13 protein-coding genes are annotated in these 17,818 nt (G+C 65.8%); 9 read left to right on the forward strand and 4 right to left on the reverse strand.

Annotated elements, in window-relative coordinates; translation table 11 throughout:
* Nucleotides 1-8: 8 nt before the first annotated feature.
* Nucleotides 9-1,295 carry a PorV/PorQ family protein gene (locus OEX18_00550; protein MDH4335752.1) on the reverse strand — a complete coding sequence of 429 codons (1,287 nt, stop codon included), beginning with the start codon at nucleotides 1,293-1,295 and terminating at the stop codon, nucleotides 9-11.
* Between the two features lie 14 nt (nucleotides 1,296-1,309).
* Nucleotides 1,310-4,312: a hypothetical protein gene (locus OEX18_00555; protein MDH4335753.1), complete on the reverse strand. Its 3,003-nt coding sequence runs from the start codon at nucleotides 4,310-4,312 to the stop codon at nucleotides 1,310-1,312.
* Between the two features lie 492 nt (nucleotides 4,313-4,804).
* On the opposite strand from OEX18_00555, the gene OEX18_00560 reads away from it, so the two are divergent.
* From OEX18_00560 to OEX18_00580, 5 genes are all read left to right on the forward strand, one after another.
* On the forward strand, nucleotides 4,805-5,407 hold the full coding sequence (locus tag OEX18_00560; protein ID MDH4335754.1) for a hypothetical protein: 603 nt from the start codon (nucleotides 4,805-4,807) through the stop codon (nucleotides 5,405-5,407).
* A gap of 115 nt (nucleotides 5,408-5,522) precedes the next feature.
* A complete protein-coding gene (locus OEX18_00565; protein MDH4335755.1) occupies nucleotides 5,523-6,707 on the forward strand; it encodes an SGNH/GDSL hydrolase family protein in 1,185 nt (394 codons plus the stop codon).
* An 80-nt stretch (nucleotides 6,708-6,787) separates the two neighbouring features.
* On the forward strand, nucleotides 6,788-8,032 hold the full coding sequence (locus OEX18_00570) for a hypothetical protein (GenBank protein ID MDH4335756.1): 1,245 nt from the start codon (nucleotides 6,788-6,790) through the stop codon (nucleotides 8,030-8,032).
* A 366-nt stretch (nucleotides 8,033-8,398) separates the two neighbouring features.
* Nucleotides 8,399-8,785: a DUF302 domain-containing protein gene (locus OEX18_00575; protein ID MDH4335757.1), complete on the forward strand. Its 387-nt coding sequence runs from the start codon at nucleotides 8,399-8,401 to the stop codon at nucleotides 8,783-8,785.
* A gap of 127 nt (nucleotides 8,786-8,912) precedes the next feature.
* Nucleotides 8,913-9,479 (forward strand): DUF4136 domain-containing protein, encoded by a 567-nt coding sequence (locus OEX18_00580; protein ID MDH4335758.1) that lies wholly within the window; start codon nucleotides 8,913-8,915, stop codon nucleotides 9,477-9,479.
* Nucleotides 9,480-9,484: 5 nt separating this feature from the next.
* Here the strand turns inward: OEX18_00580 and OEX18_00585 are convergent, their stop codons facing one another.
* The gene (locus OEX18_00585) at nucleotides 9,485-11,512 is read right to left on the reverse strand and encodes a T9SS type A sorting domain-containing protein (GenBank protein ID MDH4335759.1); all 2,028 of its coding nucleotides are present in this window, start codon (nucleotides 11,510-11,512) and stop codon (nucleotides 9,485-9,487) included.
* Between the two features lie 133 nt (nucleotides 11,513-11,645).
* Here OEX18_00585 and OEX18_00590 point away from each other — a divergent pair, with 133 nt between their 5' ends.
* The 3 genes from OEX18_00590 (at nucleotide 11,646) to OEX18_00600 (ending at nucleotide 16,311) form a co-directional block, all read left to right on the forward strand.
* Entirely contained in the window at nucleotides 11,646-12,257 is a 612-nt protein-coding gene (locus tag OEX18_00590; protein MDH4335760.1) for a class I SAM-dependent methyltransferase, read from the forward strand.
* A 7-nt stretch (nucleotides 12,258-12,264) separates the two neighbouring features.
* Nucleotides 12,265-14,574, forward strand: a complete 2,310-nt coding sequence (locus OEX18_00595) for a heavy metal translocating P-type ATPase (protein ID MDH4335761.1) — start codon at nucleotides 12,265-12,267, stop codon at nucleotides 14,572-14,574.
* A gap of 81 nt (nucleotides 14,575-14,655) precedes the next feature.
* The gene (locus tag OEX18_00600) at nucleotides 14,656-16,311 is read left to right on the forward strand and encodes a T9SS type A sorting domain-containing protein (protein MDH4335762.1); all 1,656 of its coding nucleotides are present in this window, start codon (nucleotides 14,656-14,658) and stop codon (nucleotides 16,309-16,311) included.
* Here the strand turns inward: OEX18_00600 and OEX18_00605 are convergent.
* A complete protein-coding gene (locus OEX18_00605) occupies nucleotides 16,304-17,125 on the reverse strand; it encodes an NYN domain-containing protein (protein MDH4335763.1) in 822 nt (273 codons plus the stop codon). The two genes, OEX18_00600 and OEX18_00605, sit on opposite strands and share 8 nt — an antisense overlap.
* Before the next feature lie 101 nt (nucleotides 17,126-17,226).
* Here OEX18_00605 and OEX18_00610 point away from each other — a divergent pair, with 101 nt between their 5' ends.
* A complete protein-coding gene (locus OEX18_00610) occupies nucleotides 17,227-17,817 on the forward strand; it encodes a LemA family protein (protein ID MDH4335764.1) in 591 nt (196 codons plus the stop codon).
* Nucleotide 17,818 lies beyond the last annotated feature (1 nt).

Below are 17,818 nucleotides of genomic sequence, written 5' to 3' on the forward strand. Positions count from 1 at the left end.
TCTCCTCGTCAGTGAACGATCACCGGAACGCTGCCCTGCGGACCCGACGTTGTGATCTCGACGGTCTTGTTCTCGGTACGCAGCACCCGTCCCTCGTCGTCGGTGACGGTCATGCGGTAGTGGTAGATGCCGTCGGGAAGGGTCATGCCGTTCTCGTCCTTGCCGTCCCACATGACGTGCGCGGGCGGAACACCCAGACCGCCGAACGAACGCACGGTTTCGCCGTGCTTGTCGACGATCGCCAGGTGCCATTCCCGGGTTTCGGCCTTGGTGCGCGCCTTGATCTCAAACTTGGTCACGGAGTTCTCGCCCAGCGGAGAGAACACCTGCGGTGTCGCCGTCGACGTGGCAAAGAAGCCGCCGAAACGGTACGAGAGCGCCACGCGGTGGATGATGCCGAGGTCGTGGTCCGACATGCCGTAGTCGAACTGCAGGCCCTGGTTGAGGCGGTAACTGAAGCCACCCGCGGGCTCGCTCTCAAAGAATCCGGCGCGCAGGCCGAAGGCCTCGTAGAGCCACACTTCGGTGCCGGCGCGGAACGTCGTGCCGGGGCCATCGCGGTGGTCGACTTCCAGCGAGAGCAGGCCCTTGCCGTTCAGGTATCCGAGCCCCAGGCCGCCGCGCACTTCGAGCGGGAAGGACTCTTCGACATCGCGCGCGGTCAGGGTGGGACCACCGATGTTGAGCACCGACGCGCCCAGGCGAACCCGGGGCGTGATGCCGTACATGAGGCCCATGTCGAAGCCGACGCCGGAGGCGTCGGCGTCTTCCACCTGCTGACGGATGATCTTGATGTTGGCACCCACCGAAAAGCGCGGAGAGAACGCCTTGGATCCCGAAATCAGGAATGCCATGTCGCTCTGCTTGAACTCGCCCAGCGATTCGTTCAACTCGTTGGTGCGTTCGAAGTCACCCGAGTTGAGCGCCAGCATGGTGAAGCCGATGGTGGGGAGCGTTCGCGCCGGGACGGTGAAGCTGAACGCGTTGACGGACGTGCCCTCGAAGTAACGCGCGGTCTCCAGCGCGAACGCGTTCTGCGACTGCAAAACCAGCCCGGCCGGGTTCCACACCGCGCCCAGCGGGTCGTCCGCCGCGGCCACGAAGGCGCCACCCAGGCCGACCGCACGCGCCGAGACATAGTCCGACAGCCAGTCGCCGGGAACGCCGTAGCTGGCGTCCTGGGCCGCCGCCGGCGCGGGCATGACGGCGGCGATCAACGCCGCTGCCAGCACCAGCCGGGTTGCGTGGCCGCTCATCGTGGTCAAAATGGATCGTGATAGTCCGTTGCGTTTCATGTCTGTTCCTCCGCTCAGCGAACGACCGCGATCTTGCGGCGCATGGAATGAAGCGTTTCGCCGTTACCGTTGGCCTGGATGTAGACGATGTAGCCACCCGTGGCAACGGTCTTGCCGTCCCCGTTCTTTCCATCCCAGACGAACTCATTCAATCCGGCCGTCCCTCCCTGTTGTCCGGAGGCAAACGTCTTCTCGAAGACGAGACCGCCGGTGAGGGTGAAGATGCGCATGCTGACGGTCGCGTTGTCCGAGAGCTTGTAGGCGATCGTCGTCGGCGTCTCACCCGGGTGGAACGGATTGGGGTAGTTGGATATGTAGCCGCCATCCGCGTTGGGATCGACGAGGGCGGTCTGGATGTCGAGCTCTGCGGCGAGTGCGCCGGCCACCGCGCGCACGCGGCTGGTCTGCGGCTCGCGTGGCGAGTGGAAGTCGCAGCGCGCGGACCCGTTGGCCTGCGTGAGCGAGTCGATGGGTGTCAGCGTTCCACCGCCCAGCAGGAGCGAGAAGGCGGTGGCCTGGCCCGGGACGCCATTCTGATAGGCGTCGACCACGCGCGCGCTGACCGTCGCATGCTTGTTGCCGCCCACCCAGGACGGGCTGCTCGACATCACGATGTCCGTGGGCGCGCCCGGCGACACGGTGATTACTTCCGATGCGGCGGGAGCGTTGCCGGCGTCGTCGCGCACGATGAGCACGATCGGTTCCGCGAAGGTGTAGGTCTCCGCCATCGCGCGCTGGCCCTGCAGGAGCTGGAACTGCGTGTTGAGCAGTGTCCCGCGCCCCGCGGCCTGCGTGGAGGCGTTCTGCACCTCGACGGTGACGAAGGAGTTGATCTCCTGGATGACGCTGCCGGCGTCGTTGGTCACCTTCACGGTGAGGGTGAACTGCTCGCCGGCCTGCACGTTGAGCGGCGTGACTTCCGCCTCGAGGTGGAAGCCGCTCGAGATGGCGCGCACCTGCGTGGTGCTCACCGGCATCGAGGGCTGGTTCACGTTGGAGGCGGTGATCTGCTGGAATCCGCCCGTCGACAGGCGGATGTTCATTGTCGCCACGCCGTCGACCATTGCCTGGTCGGCGGGAAGTTGCGCCAGGGGATCGCCCGACGTGATGCGGATGACGTCCGTCGCGCCGGTGACCGGGTTGTACCACTGGTCGGTGGCGTAGATGGTGAGGTTGAACGAATAGTTGATCGACTGGTCGGTCGCCGTTCCGGCGCGTCCCTCCGGGGTTCCCGGCGCAATCGTCTCACCCGGGCACAACAGCACGATGCGGCTGTAGGGGCCACCGGTCACGTACACCTGGCTCGAGGTGTGGGGCAGGATGGCCGAGTTGGTGGCGTGCGTTGCGGTGATGCGCTGGTACCCGGATCGGTACAGCGTCACGGACTGCACGAGTTCGCCGTTAACGAGCGTCACCGTTCCCGGCATGCCCGCGAACAGGTCGGTGGACGTCAGGTCGACATTGTCGTTGATGCCGGGCACGCGGTTCCAGAACTGATCGACCGCGCGAATGGTGGCGTTGAACGGCGTTCCCGCCTGCTGATCCGTTGGCGTGCCCGTGAAGCCGATGGCGGTGCCACCCGCGGGCGTCTGGCCGGGGAGCAACACCTGCAGCTTGGCCATGGGGCCCGCATTCACGACGAAAGCATTGCTGGTTCCGGTGTGCGGGGGCGCGGAGAAGTCGGAACAGGTAACCGACACCGAGCCGCCGGCACCGCGGAAGACCATGGAGCCCGTCCACACACCGTTGGTGAACACGATTGCCTCGGGCGAAATGCTGCCGGGACCCGTGTTCGCGATCAGGATGGCGTTGCCGGCGTAGCCGGGGACGGTGTTGCCGCCCGCGTCGGTGGCACGAACCGTCACCGGAACCGCCTGGCCGGCCGTCACCGGGCCGGTAATGGGGTCGAACTCGAAGTGGTGCGCGCCGCTCGCCATCACCATGATGCCGGCCGATGTCATGCTCTGGATGGAGCCGTTGCTCTGGTCGTTGACGGTGAGGGTCTGCGTGCCCACCGTGTTGAGCGTGAAGGTGAAGCTGCGGAAGCCATTGGTGAGTGCTCCGGTGACGGGCGTCGCGCCGGCGTCGCTGGAGGTGATGCGCACGTTGTCGCCGCTCGGAACCGGGTTCCAGTAGGCGTCGGTGGCGTAGACGTCCACCGAGAATGCGACGGCCGCCGTCTGCGACGCCGGGCTCCCCAGCAGTCCCGCCACGCTGCCCGGCAGGGGGTCCTGACCGGGAGCGATCACCTGCAGGCGGTTGAAGGGGCCGGGATGCACGGTGAACGGATCGCTGGTTCCGTTGATGGAAGGATCCGCCGCCAGGTAGGCAACAATGTTCACGTTGCCGCGGTTGATGCTGGTCTGGTCGGCGCGGTACATGGTAACGCTGCCCGACCAGGTTCCGCCCGACAGGGTCACGGTCGCGGGGCTGATGCGGCCGTCGCCGTAGCTCGTTACCTCGTTCAGGCTGATGGGGCCACTATAAGGAACGGTGCTGCCGCCGGGGTCCACCGCGGTGATGGAAATGGACATCGGCTGGCCGGCGTACTGGTTCTTCTGGTTGATGCGCGAGAACTCGAACCCCTGCAGCAGGTACGACGACACGCTGGAAGACGTCGCCAGCGGAATGGTCGGGTCCGATTGGTCATCCGCGCTGAACGTGTAACTCCCAGCGGCATTGAGCGTTACCTGCACCGTCGCGGTGCCGCCCGCAAGGCTGAAGGCCGACGGCAGCGATGCGCTCGCGTCGGTCGACGTCAGCGATACCGAGTTTGTGATTGATGTCACGAGGTTCCAGGACGCGTCGCACGCGCGTACGGTCACCGTAAAGGGAACCCCGACAGTCTGGCTCACGGGGGCACCGGACTTGCCGGTCCCCGTTCCCGGCGCGGGAGACTCGCCTGGCAGGATCACCTGCAGGTTTGTATACGACTGCGCGGCCGCGTCATGTGCCGGCAGTCCCACCCCGGCGACGACCACCAACATGCAGACAAGAGACGTCAACGCCTTTCGCACGCGTATCACTCCTTGAACAATCGGGCACGATGAGGACGTGCGCTCCCTTAGCGGGAGCGGCGTACCCATCCACCGCCACAATCGGCAACCAGGTAACGTTAGAATCAGATTCTGTTCAGCAAGTGACGTACCAGCCCCCACATGGCATCCGGAGACATGGTGCGAAGGCGCTGGCGTGGCCCTTGCTCTTCCCGGTCTCTTGATCTTTCCCCGCCAGGAAATGGCCGTGGGATTCAACGTGGGTGCGTTGTTCACAGGAGGGACGTATTGGCAACGGTGAGCTGGAAGCGTGGACAATTCAGAATTGCCGGTCATCCCGTCAGTGACGAAATGTTCGACCAGTGGGTGGTGGGTGAGGGACGTAGCGCGTTGCGGGAAGCATTGCGAACTACGCACCTACAATGGTGGTTTGGCAACACCCGTGCCCGGCGTCGCCTGCGGCGCGCGGTTCGAAACGCCTTCCGCCCCGGCGGAACCTTCTGCGCCGCCACGGTGAAGCAGCTCGGTCAACTGCCCAGGGTGGTTCGGGGCTGCGCCATCGGCATCCAGCGAACCGGCCACCGGCAGCTCTGCACCTTCGACCCCACCGCGGCCATCGTGGTGGTGCCGCGCGGCGTGGTGCGCAACGACATCAAGGTGCTGCTGGTGCGCGAGCTGGCCGGGCTGGCGCAGGTTCGCGACTTCAACGGGCTAACCGAGCGCGTGCTCTCCTGGGCTGCGATCGGTGCCGAGACCGCACTCTTCGACTACATTGCGCGCGGCAAGCAGCACGTGGACGAGAGCGGGCGCGGCATCATTCTGGGCGGGGACAGCGACTTTCGCTGGAACATCAACGCCACCAATGGCCACTACTACTACGCCGCGTCACTGGAGGAGCGCGTCGACCTCACCGGCAGCCGCGAACGCCGCCGCTTCCTCGCCGGCATCCGCGAGCTCTACCAGGGACAGACCGTGCACCTCAAGCGCATGCGCGCCGAAGAGGCGCGCGAAACGGCGGAGGCCTTCCGCCTCCTGCAGAAAATGGACCCCCGCGCCCGCGAGACCGCCGCGGACCGCGCGCGCCGCATCCGCGAACCCGCCGGCATGCAGTACTAGCTCAGGCCCGCACTTCACCCCGGCTTCGTCTCCAGGCGGCGCAAATATGCTATACTGGCGCCCGATTGTGCGCTGAGGGCAAGCTCGCCGGGTCCCGGGCAACGGACCCCGCAACATGTCGATTCGCGATTCCATCCTCTCGTCCGCCGGACGGGCCAACGCGCTCGTGCTGCTGGTGACGGTGTTCGTGCTGCTCGTGGGTGCGGAGATCGCCCTGCGCATTACCTACCACCCCGAGAACCTCGGCACGGTCATTCGCTACGACGACCTGCTCGGCTGGAGTCTTGTCCCCAACGCCATGCTCATCAGCAACGACACCGGCCGTGGCCTGCACTACCGCATGGACATCAACTCCATCGGCCTGCGCGAGGACGAGGTGGACCTGCCCAAGCCGAAGGGCCGCAAGCGCGTGCTCATCCTGGGCGACTCGATTGCGTTCGGCAGCGGGGTGCAGGGCAACGAGCGCTTCTCGGATCACCTCAAGGGTGAGCTTCCCGGGGACGTCGACATCGTGAACGCGGGGGTTCCGGGGTGGGGAACAGACCAGGAGCTGCTCTTCTACGAGCGCGACCTGCGCCGCCTGGAAGCGGACATCGTGGTGCTCGAGTTCACCGCCAACAACGATGTGGTCAACAACGAGCTGCGCGGCCCGCTCATCGAGGACGGCACCAAGCCGCGATTCCGCTGCAACGACGGTGTGCTGACGCTGGAGCCCCCCAACCGGCCGGCCGTGGTGGCCACCACGGCGAAGGCGCGCGTAAAAAGCGTGCTGCGCAAGAGCAGGCTGCTGCTCTTCGTCAAGCGCCGCCTGGAAATGCGCCACTACAAGCAGCACGCGCGGGAGGATCCCTCGCTGGCCCACGCCGGCTACGAGGCCGACCGCCACCTCTCCCACTGGTCGGTGTACGACACGCGCGGTGGCGTCGCCATCGAGACGGCGTGGAGCGTCACGGAGTGCATCTTCGCCCAGCTCGCGCACGACTGCCGCGAGGATTCGGTGCGCCTCATCGTCTTTGCGTTCCCGCTCAAGATCGAAGTGGACGTGCCCTGGCGCGACGACCTGATCCAGCGCACCCAGACCGACCCGCAGTACCTCGACTACATGCGTCCCTACCGGCGCATGGAGGCGATCTGTGCGCGCGAGGGAATCGAGTTCGTGTATCCGCTGGACGCGTTTCGGCACGCCCTCGCGGAGGGCCCTTTGTACTTCGAACACGACAGCCACCCCAATGCGCACGCGCACGCCGTGGCCGCGGGGGCCCTGCGCGACGTGCTGGTGCCGGCCGTGTCCCGCCGCTGAGCCGTGTTTGCGCCTCCGTTGCGTGGCACATCCTGTGCAGTCTCACCCGTGCGTGGAGTAACCGACCGAGGGAGGACATCATGAGGAACTACCGCGACCGAAGCGCCTGGCCGAATCGGGCCAATATGCGCGCCGCCCTTGCGGGCGCGATGATTCTTTCCAGCCTGCTCGCGTGGGGCGATGCCAGGGCCCAGTGTGCCATGCAGCAGTTTCAAAACTACACCGGTGGCGGGACCACGGCGTGCCCCTGCTTTGTCTCCGGTGAACAGGCGGGTGCGGTGTTCAACCTGCCCGCTTCCGAGTATCCCATCGAGATCCTGCGCGTGGGCGTAGGCTGGGGGTCCGCCTTCGGAGGGTCGGGACAGACGCTGGAACAGGCCATCCACATTTATACCGGCAGCATCCCCAACCCGGGTCTGCCGCTGTTCTCGCTGGTGGGCCCGCAGCTCACCGACGGCGCCATCAACGAGTTCAACCTGGAGCCGCTGCCGGGAGAAATCCGCATCGAGTCCGGTTCGTTCATGGTGACGCTCGAGTTCATGAACACCAATCAGAATGACTTCTTTGCCGGCACCGTGGTGTCCGACGGCAACGGTTGCCAGCCCGGCAAGAACGTGATCTACGCGATACCCGGCGGCTGGGGCGATGCCTGCTCGGCGGGCGTGAGCGGCGACTGGGTGTTCTTTGTGAAGTATCGCTCGCTCAAGGTAACCGCGGGTGCGAGTCCGGTGTCGGTTGCGTTCAGCGGTGTTCCGTTCAATCAGACCACGTGTGACACGGTCTACGTGTCCAACACCGGCTGTGACACGCTCATGATCGACGGCATCCTGGGGTGCGGCACATCGCCATTCTCCCTCGACACCACCATGACGTCGCACTCGGTGCCGCCCGGTGGTCAGACGCCGATCACGGTGTGCGTCACGCCCACCAGTGCCGCCACGGATAATTGCACCATCACCGTGGTGAGCAATGCCGGCAACGGCCCCACCATGATCCCGGTTTCGCTGGATGGCGTGACCGCGGTGTCGGGTCCGCCGGTGGACAACGGATTCGGCATTCTCAGTGTCGCGCCCAACCCGTTCAATCCCCAGACCACCATCCGCTTTGTCATTCCGAGAGCGCTGCCGGTGACGGCGGAGGTGTGGGCGGTGGACGGATCGCACGTTCGCACGCTGGCGCGTGAACAGAATTTCCCCGCCGGCGACAACGCCCTGGTGTGGGATGGACGCAGCGACGGCGGACAGTCCGTGGTCTCCGGCGTGTACTTCCTGAGCGTGAAGACGGCGCTGGGACGCCGCGTAACCCGGGCCGTGCTGCTGGAATAGCGGGGAGAAGAATGTTGGATTTTTTTCTTGTCTGGTGCCGCTGCGAGTGCGTAACGTAACGGCATGAGGTTCGCGACCGAGTCGCGACGGCTCCGACCGACCTGGGCGGTACGGGGGGCCGGGCGAGGTGGGTCTCGCCGATCATTGGGCACGCCCGAAGGAGGTGATCCAGTGAGTACAGAAAGATGCGGCTTAGTGGAGGTGGCGTCCCCGTAGGGGAAACTTCCACGAAACGTGGCTTCTGTAGGTCACCCCTTCAAGCGGGGGGAACCCAACGCCACCGAAACTGATCCAGCCGGGGCCTCGCCGCATGCGGGGTCCCGGTTTTTTTCAGCGAAGACTTTCTTATGGCCAGGGAGAAGGAACATGAACATCGGCATCAAGAAGAACCTCTCCATCTCGTTTGACGAGGCACTCGCCGCCGTCCCGGAGGCGCTGAAGGCGGAGGGTTTTGGAATCCTCACCGAAATCGACGTGCAGAAGACGCTGGACGAGAAACTCCACGTCCCCTTCCGCCGCTATCGCATCCTCGGCGCCTGCAATCCGCCGCTGGCGCACCGGGTTCTGACCGCGGAGACGGACGCGGGGGTCATGCTGCCTTGCAACGTCATCGTCTACGAGGGCGACGATGGGCGTGCGGTGGTTACGGCCGTGGACCCCATGCAGACGCTGGCCCGCGAGCACCCCGTGCTCGAGCCGGTGGCGCGCGAGGTGCAGGAAAAGCTGACGCGCGTGGTCGAAAAGCTGCGCTGAGCCCCCGGCGCCGGGAAAATCCCGCGATCCCGCCGCGGGGCCGGTTCTGTTATAATGGCGCCGCCCGGTTTACCCCCGGACCTGCGCGGCGTTTCTCTCTCGAATTCAACCGGAGGATATCGACGTCATGAAGCGTTTTGTGCCCCTGCTGCTCATTGCAATGGTTGCCGCCCTCGGTGTCTCGTGCTCGCAACGCAACTTCCAGAATACGCTCGAGATTGAGAGCCGCACCATCCCGGGTATCGACTTCAGTCAATACCACAATTGGAAGTTCGCCCGCGAGGAGGAGTATCCGATGACCAACATCCCGGTTCTCGACGACCCGGGCTTCAGAAACTCGGTGGGGCTCTCCATGATAGAAGACATGAATAAGCTCGGATACACCAAGGTCGACAGCCTTCAGGACTTCGTCATGATGATTCACGTGGTAGTGGAGGACAAGTTTGACCAGCAGAAGATGAATGACATCTACCAGGGCTACGACATGGCCTGGGCGCAGATGAGCGCCGATGACTACTGGAAAGAGGGGGAGTTGCTGCTCTTCGCCATGGACGCAAAAACCGGCAAGCAGATATGGAGCGCGGCCGCCCACGCCAGGCTCGACAAGGAACCTGCCAAGGCCGAGACCACCAAGAAGCGCATCAAGAGCATCATTTCCACGATGCTCGAGGATTTCCCCAGGGCGATGAAGTAGGACGCCTACTCGCGGGCGTGCATACGCACGATGCGTCGTGCCGCCGCACCGTCCGCCGACAGCACGCGCACAAAATAGACACCGGGCGCCACAGGGCGTCCGGTGTCGTCTTTTCCGTCCCACAGGAACTGGTTTGCGTTCGCGCCCGGCGGAGAGAGGCGGCGCACGCGCCGTCCTCGCGCGTCGTGGATGGTGATCATGGCCGGTGATCTTCCGGACAGCACGATGGTGGTCACGCCCCGCGATGGATTGGGGAAGACCGACCGGATGATACCGCCACCAGCACCGCCGGGAGGCGTGCGCAGCGGGACCACGCTGGCCACCACCGGGTCGTGATCGCTGGCCGCGTTCGCAGACCCGCTGCACACGTGGACGATATCCACCGCGGCGCCCGCAACCAGCGCCGGGCTCACGAGGATACGATCGTAGGCGTGGGCGTTGCCCTCGTAGACATACGAGTAGCGCTCTTCCTCGCTGAGCCGCCAGTGCAGGTCGAAGAGCGCGGTCGATGACGACAGCGGCGCCAGCGCACCGGAGAAGACGTCGTCGTTGAAATCGCCCGCCACGATCACGCGCGCGTCCGGATCCAGGCGCAGAATCGACTGCACGAAGTCGCGCACGATTTCCGCCTGCGCAAAGCGCTTGCCGGAGCGCGGATCGAAGGGCGGCTGCACGGAGCCGAATTCCGGCGTGGTGCCGCTGCGCGAGGAGAAATGGCACGCCACCAGGAACAGCGGCACCGCGCCCACACGGAACTCCGCGGCCAGCGGCTTGCGCGCCGCTTCCCACGCCGCGTTGGCCGGATCCACGCGCCCCGGGCTCAGCGTGAGCATCACGCTGTCGCCGGCCGGAACCGCCGACGTTCCCGTGTTCGCATCTGCTGCCCCGCGATCCACAAAGGAAATGCGCGTGGAATCGAACAATACTGCCACGCGGATGTTGCCGCCGGGAACACCACCGTCCGCGCCGTCGGCGGGTGCCACTTCGCGCGCGGCGTAGGTTGGACCCCCCGCGCGGCGTATGGCGGCGGCCAGCGTGTCGAGGGTGGCGGTGGCGCCTGCAGTGCCGTCGTCCACCGGTCCGCTCGAGTCCTGGATCTCCTGCATGACGAGGATGGCGGGCGCGCCGAGAGAGCGAACGACGATCTCCGCGAGGCGCGGCACGCGATCGGTGTCGGCGGGCGAGAGGTTGCGCACATTGAAGCTGGCGATGCTAAGCCGTTCGCGCCCGCCCGGGAGCGACACGGACGCCGGCGCGGGCGCGGCCGAAACCGCCGCCGGCGACGCCCCGGGCAACACTTCGTAGCAGCCAAAGCGATAGTCCACCACGCCCACCACGTCCGCCATGACGTCGCCGGTGTCGAACGCCGGCATGGGTGCGGGCAGGAGCGCGTCGTCGATCTGGACCCGCTCCGGGTTGGCGTCGCGCAGCGTGGCGGTGAGGGCGCCGCCAGCACTCATGCCGCTGAAGCCGTTGTCGACCGCCACCCACACCTCGCCAAACGCGTTGGTGGGACCCACCACGCGTGGCGCCACCAGCCGCACGCGCATGCCTTCCAGACTCTCCCAGAAGTCGATGCCGTCGTGCGACGGTTCGAAGATGGTGAGGGCGTCGTCGTCCATGATGTCCCCGGGTGGAATCCGGCCCGAACCGCCGATCACGACCGCAATGGGCAGCGGCCGCTGGCGCGCCAGGATGCGCACCGACGAGGGGTGGATCTCGGTGATGCTGAGATTCTCCGGGTCGCCGCCCGGGAGAAATTCCACCACGGTGCCGGCAACTTCGACCTCGTCACCCGATGAAACGCCCGGCGCGGTGCCGGTGTAGGTAAAGACGCCATCGGCGGTCGCGTTGTCGCCGTCGCCGGTTGGGTCCTGGAGGTAGAACCCGTTGTGGACGACGGTGGTCACGATACCGCGCGTGGTTACGTCTTCTCCGCGGAACGGTGAAACGTGCGCGCGACCCTGGATGTCTGCGATGGGCGTGGATGCTGCAAGCGCGAGTGCGCCGGTGGCGATGAAGGTGGTGAGCACGAGCGGAAGCCTCCCTGGGAGGAGGAATGTGTCGTCATCGCGGGAGGGAACCGGGAGGACGCAAAGCATAAGGCATGATCGCGGTGGAGGCAAGGCGCGCGCACGTGCTAGTGTCGCCGCACAAGGAGAAACCATGCCTGAGCGTCCGCCCGATATCCGCAGCCAGTTTGACCGCGCGTTCTTCGAGCGCTTCTACCAGCGGTCGTCCACGGCGGTGATATCCGCGGACGACGTCTACCGCCGTGCGCGCTTCGTGCTCGCCTACCTGGCGCACCTGCAACTGGAGGTTCACTCCGTGCTCGACGCGGGCTGCGGCACCGGGCTGTGGAAGAAGGCGCTGCGGCGGGTGGACCGCGACATCGCGTACACCGGCATCGATCCCAGCGAGTACCTGTGCCGCCGCTATGGCTGGACGCAGACGGCCATCGCCGACTTCGCGCCGCGGCGCACGTTCGACCTGGTGGTGTGCCAGGACGTGCTGCAGTACGTGGACGACACCGGCGTGCGCCGCAGCATCGCGGCCATGAAGCGCGCCTGCGCCGGCGCGCTCTACTTCGACGTGCCCACCACCGACGACATCGACGACGGCCTGCTGGACATGAAACTCACCGACCGCGCGATCCACGTGCGCGGCGCCGAGTGGTACCGCAGGCTGCTGCGCAAGAGCTTCGTCAACGCGGGCGGGGGCGTGTTCCTCAAGAAGAACGCCAGCGCGGTGATCCTGGCCCTGGAACGTCTGGGGTGACCCCGCAATGAAGACCGATCCTGTCTGCGGCATGACGGTCGCGGACGACGCCCCGCTCCAGTTCACCCACGATGGCATTGATTACCGCTTTTGCAGCGCGGGTTGCCGCGAGAAGTTCGCGCGCGATCCCGCGGCCTACCTGAACAAGACCGATACCGGCAAGCCCGCCCCGCAACCCCCCGTGCAAGCCGGCGCCGCGGCGGAGTGGACCTGTCCCATGCACCCCGAGGTGGTGCGTGGCGAGCCGGGATCGTGTCCCATCTGCGGCATGGCCCTCGAACCGCGCATGCCATCGGCCGGTGACACCGAAAACCCCGAGCTCCAGGACATGTCGCGGCGCTTCAAGGTGGCGGTGGCACTGGCGGTGCCGCTCCTGTTTGTCGCCATGGGCGACATGCTTCCGGGCCAGCCCGTTTCGAAGCTTCTCTCGCCGCGGCTTCGGGTATGGATCGAACTCCTGCTGGCGACGCCGGTGTGCGTGTGGGCGGCGTGGCCCTTCCACGAGCGCGCGTACCAGTCCCTGCGCACGCGCAATCTCAACATGTTCACGCTCATCGGCCTGGGGGTGAGCGTGGCCTGCCTGTTCAGTCTGGTCGCGGTCATCGCACCGGGTCTGTTTCCGGACGCGATGCGCCACCACGGCGGCGTGCCGGTGTATTTCGAAGCCGCGGCGGTGATCACGGCACTGGTCCTGATGGGCCAGGTGCTGGAGCTGCGTGCGCGCCACCAGACCGGAGAAGCCATCCGCCGGCTCCTGGGCATGGCGCCCACGACCGCGCGCCGTATTGGCGCCGGCGGTGCCGAGGAGGACATTCCCATCGAGCACGTGCACGTGGGCGACCGCCTGCGCGTGCGGCCGGGGGAGAAGGTGCCGGTGGACGGGCGCGTGGTGGACGGGGAGAGCAGCCTGGACGAGTCCATGGTGACGGGCGAGCCGCTGCCGGTGGAAAAGACACGCGGCGATTCGGTGGTGGGCGGCACCATCAATGGAACCGGCTCCCTGGTGATCGAGGCGGAAAAGGTGGGGAAGGACACGCTCCTCGCGCGCATCGTGGCCATGGTGGCGGATGCGCAGCGCAGCCGCGCGCCCATCCAGAAGCTGGCCGACAGGGTGTCGGGCTGGTTCGTGCCCATCGTGATTCTCATCGCGCTGGTGACGTTCGTGGCGTGGATGGCGGCGGGACCGGAGCCGCGCGTCGCGTTTGCAATCGTGAACGCCATCGCCGTGCTCATCATTGCCTGTCCGTGCGCACTGGGCCTCGCCACGCCGGTGTCGATCATGGTGGCCACGGGGCGGGGTGCGTCGAGTGGCGTATTGTTTCGCGACGCCGAGGCGGTGGAAACGCTGCGCAAGGTGGACACGCTCATCGTGGACAAGACGGGCACGCTCACGGAGGGAAAGCCCGCGTTGACGCGGGTGGAGATCGTGGACGGCGGTGACGAGAGGGAGATTCTGCAGCTGGTGACGGCTCTGGAACGCGCCAGCGAGCATCCGCTGGCAGCGGCCATCGTGCGGGGTGCGGAGGAACGGAACGCCGCGGCGGGGAGCGCGCGCGCGGAAAGCTTCCAGTCCGTGACGGGACGCGGCGTCTTCGGGCGTGTGGATGGCCGTGACGTGGCGGTGGGCAACGTGTCGCTGCTCAAGGGGCGCGGCATCGACAGCGGCGCGCTGGAGAAGCGTGCCGATGAACTGCGCGGAAACGGCGAGACGGTGATGCTCGTCGCCGTCGACGGGAAGCCCGCGGGGATGATCGGCGTGGCGGATCCCATCAAGGACACCACCAAGGAAGCCATCCGGAGTCTGCACGCCGACGGCGTGCGCATCGTCATGGTGACCGGCGACAACCGCACCACCGCCGATGCGGTGGCGCGCGAACTGGGCATCGACGACGTGGTGGCCGGGGTGCTGCCCCACCAGAAGGTGGAAGAAGTGACGCGCCTGCAGGAGCAGGGGCGCGTGGTGGCGATGGCGGGCGACGGCATCAACGACGCGCCGGCGCTGGCGCGCGCCGACGTGGGTATCGCCATGGGCACCGGAACCGACGTGGCCATGGAGAGCGCCGGCGTGACGCTGGTCAAGGGCGACCTGCGCGCCATCGCGCGTGCGCGCAACCTGAGCCGTGCCACCATGAGGAATATCCGCCAGAATCTGTTCTTTGCGTTCTTCTACAACGCGGCGGCGGTGCCCATCGCGGCGGGCGCGTTCTACCCCGCATTCGGGCTGCTGTTGAACCCGATGATCGCGGCGGCCGCGATGAGCTTCAGCTCGGTAAGCGTGATCGGGAACGCCCTGCGCCTGCGCAACCGGAAGATCTAGGCCCGCGCGGAACCGCGGTTGACCCCGGAGAACAGCCGGCGGTACAATTCAGGGGCAATTCCTTCATCCGGAGGTCACGCCATGAGAACAGCGCTGCTGTTACTGGCCGCCGCCGCGAGTCTTGGAATCGCCGACCATCCGAGTTTCGCGAAGAAGCCCACCCCGCCGACGCCCGTGGTGGCACCGGCACCCCTCAATCAACCCGGTTTTAGATCCCTCAGCGTTGATACCTTCGTGCTGGCCGAATACGACTTCGCCGGCCTCGATCCGCAGGGCTGGACCACGCACGACATCACCGCGCAGATCGACACCTTCTTCCACGTGGATAACTTCGCGGGTGTGCCGGGCTACGCACCGCTGTCCGGCACGAAGTCGCTGTGGTGCGGGACGAACACCAGCATCGGCGGGTGTCCCTACCTCACCTGTGCGCCTGGCTACGGCAACAGTTGGAAGCAAACCTTCGAGTCCATCGCATTTCCCGCCACCGGCGACGTGACGCTGTCCTTCCAGATCCGCCACGACTCAGAACCGGACTATGACTACACCTACGTGGAGTTCATGGACTACCTGAACGGCTGGGTGCGAGTGGCATCGTACGATGGCGCCGCGGGGCCGATGCTGGCCAGCTTCGCGATTCCGGCGTCCCAGCTCCCCGGCACCGTGAAGGTTCGCTTCCGGTTTGTATCGGATCCCTACTGGTCCGACGAAGACTGCCTGTTCAACACCTATGGCGCGGTGGTGATTGACAATATTTCGTTATCAGACGCGAATGGGCAGATCGACTTCCAGGACTTCGAGGCGGAAGCTGTGGGGGTGTTCACCACCGCGGACGGGGACTGGTCGGCGTTTGCGACACCCGGCTACGGCACGCTGGCCGCACTCTACCCGGGCACGAGCGTGTTGCAGGAGGATCCCAATCACTATGAGCTTGGCGCGGTGTGGGGCTTCTTTGCGGATCCCTCGGTGGTGAACTACAGCTGTGGGGGGCATCCCGAGCAGGGCGCGGTTCCGTACCAGAGATATGGCAGCCAGTATTTCAACAACGCGATCTGGTCGCCGCAGATTGAATGGCAGGAAGACCAGGACGGTGCGCCGATACCCTCGACGGTGTCAGGCGCATTGCTCGAGTTCGATGTATACCGGGATCTGGAGCTCGACGGCATGATCTTCTACAAGTGGCACGTGCGTTCCTTTGTGGATGGCTGCCCGGGCCCATGGAAGGACCGCGGTTATGTCTACTGGGGAGCTCAGAAGGATTGGTATCGGGCCGGCTTCGAAATCGGAGACCTCGTCTGGCCGGGCGCCACGAGCATTCAGGTGGCGCTGGAGGTCTGGGATGGGTGCAGTATCTGGTACTGCTTCGGTGAGGAGTGTCATTCCCACGCGCCGCTGTTCACCAACGTGCGCGTGGTGCGGGTGGACGAGTGGGCGACCGCGGTGGGTGATGTGCCGGGGCCGGCGCGCCTGGAGCAGAACATCCCAAATCCCTTCAACCCGTCCACCGAGATCCGCTACACCATCGCGCGGGCCGGGCCGGTGTGGCTGGTCATCTACGATGTGACCGGTGCGCGCGTGAGGGAGCTGGTGGCCGGGCGGCAGGAGCCGCGCGCCGACGGGTATCGCGTCACCTGGGATGGAACCGACGACCGCGGGCGGCGGGTGGCGAGCGGGGTTTACTATTACCGCCTGGTGGCGGGGGAGTTTACGCAGACGCGCAAAATGGTGCTGCTCAAATGACGTCGCGGATGATGTAGCCGCCGGAACGCTCGTCCGGCTCCATCACCAGCATCTTTTCCTTCTCCATGGTCTTCAGTAATTCGCTGAAGCTGCGGAAGCCGTAGTACGACTCGTTGAAGCCCGGCTTGCGGCGCTTGATGGCCTGCTTGACCATCGACCCCCACACCTCGTCGTCGTCGCCGCGTTCGTCCCACAGCATCTCGATGGTGTCGAGCACCAGGTCGAATGCCTCCTGGCGCTTCTCCTCAGCCACGGCCTCGCCCTTGGGGGCCCCGGCCGCCCTCGGCTTGGCCGGCGGGCGCTTGCGGCTCTTGCGCCGCTTCTCGTGCTCGCGCACCAGGTCGTCGTAGAAGATGAACTCGTCGCACGCGCCGGTGAAGAGGTCCGAGGTGGAGTTCTTGACCCCCACGCCGACTACCGTCTTGTCGTTCTCGCGCAGCTTGGTGACCAGCGAGGAGAAGTCCGAGTCGCCGCTCATGATGACGAAGGCGTTCACGTGCGGCTTGGTGTAACAGAGGTCCAGCGCGTCCACCACCATGCGGATGTCCGCGGAGTTCTTGCCCGACTGGCGCACGTGGGGAATCTCGATGAGCTCGAAGGCCGCCTCGTGCATGGCCTTCTTGAAGTCCTTGTAGCGGTCCCAGTCGCAGTAGGCCTTCTTGACCACGATGCTGCCCTTGAGCAGCAGGCGTTCCAGGACGCGGCCGATGTCGAATTCGTCGTAGCGCGACTCGCGCACGCCGATGGCGATGTTCTCAAAGTCGCAGAAGACCGCGATGCTGGCGGTCCGGTCTCTATTGTTCTTCTCGGGCATGGGTACCTCAGGTTGGGGTGATTGCCTGCAGAATAGCACAGTGGTTTCCGTGTATGCTATGGTCGAATCCCGGCCCGGAAGGCCGGCAGGAGGAGGTTGTCATGGGAAAACTGGTTGGTGTCGGCTTTGGTATCCTGGTGCTCTTCCTCGTGATCAGCGGGGTATCGAGCTACAACGCGCTGGTCAAGCAGAGCGAGGCCGTCGATCAGGCCTGGAGCCAGGTGGAGAACGTCTACCAGCGGCGCTCGGACCTGATCCCGAACCTGGTGGAGACGGTCAAGGGCGCCTCGAACTTCGAGCAGGAAACCCTGACCCAGGTGATCGAGGCGCGCGCGCGCGCCAGCCAGATCACGGTAACGCCGGAAATGTTGAGCGACCCGCAGGCGCTGCAGCGTTTTGACGCGGCCCAGGGAGCGCTGGGTTCGGCGCTCTCGCGGCTGCTCGTCACCGTGGAGCAGTACCCGGAACTCAAGGCCAACGCCAACTACCTCGCCCTGCAGGACGAGCTGGCCGGCACCGAGAACCGCATTGCGGTGGAACGGATGCGCTTCACCGAAACGGTGCGCAGCTACAATGTGGCCGTGAAGCGTTTCCCGACCCGGCTGTTCGCGGGGATGTTCGGGTTTACTCCCCGGGCGTATTTCGAGGCGCGCGAAGGCGCCGAGGAACCTCCGAAGGTGGATTTCAACTAAG

It is taken from the genome of Candidatus Krumholzibacteriia bacterium (genome assembly GCA_029865265.1).
GTDB lineage: Bacteria > Krumholzibacteriota > Krumholzibacteriia > WVZY01 > JAKEHA01 > JAKEHA01.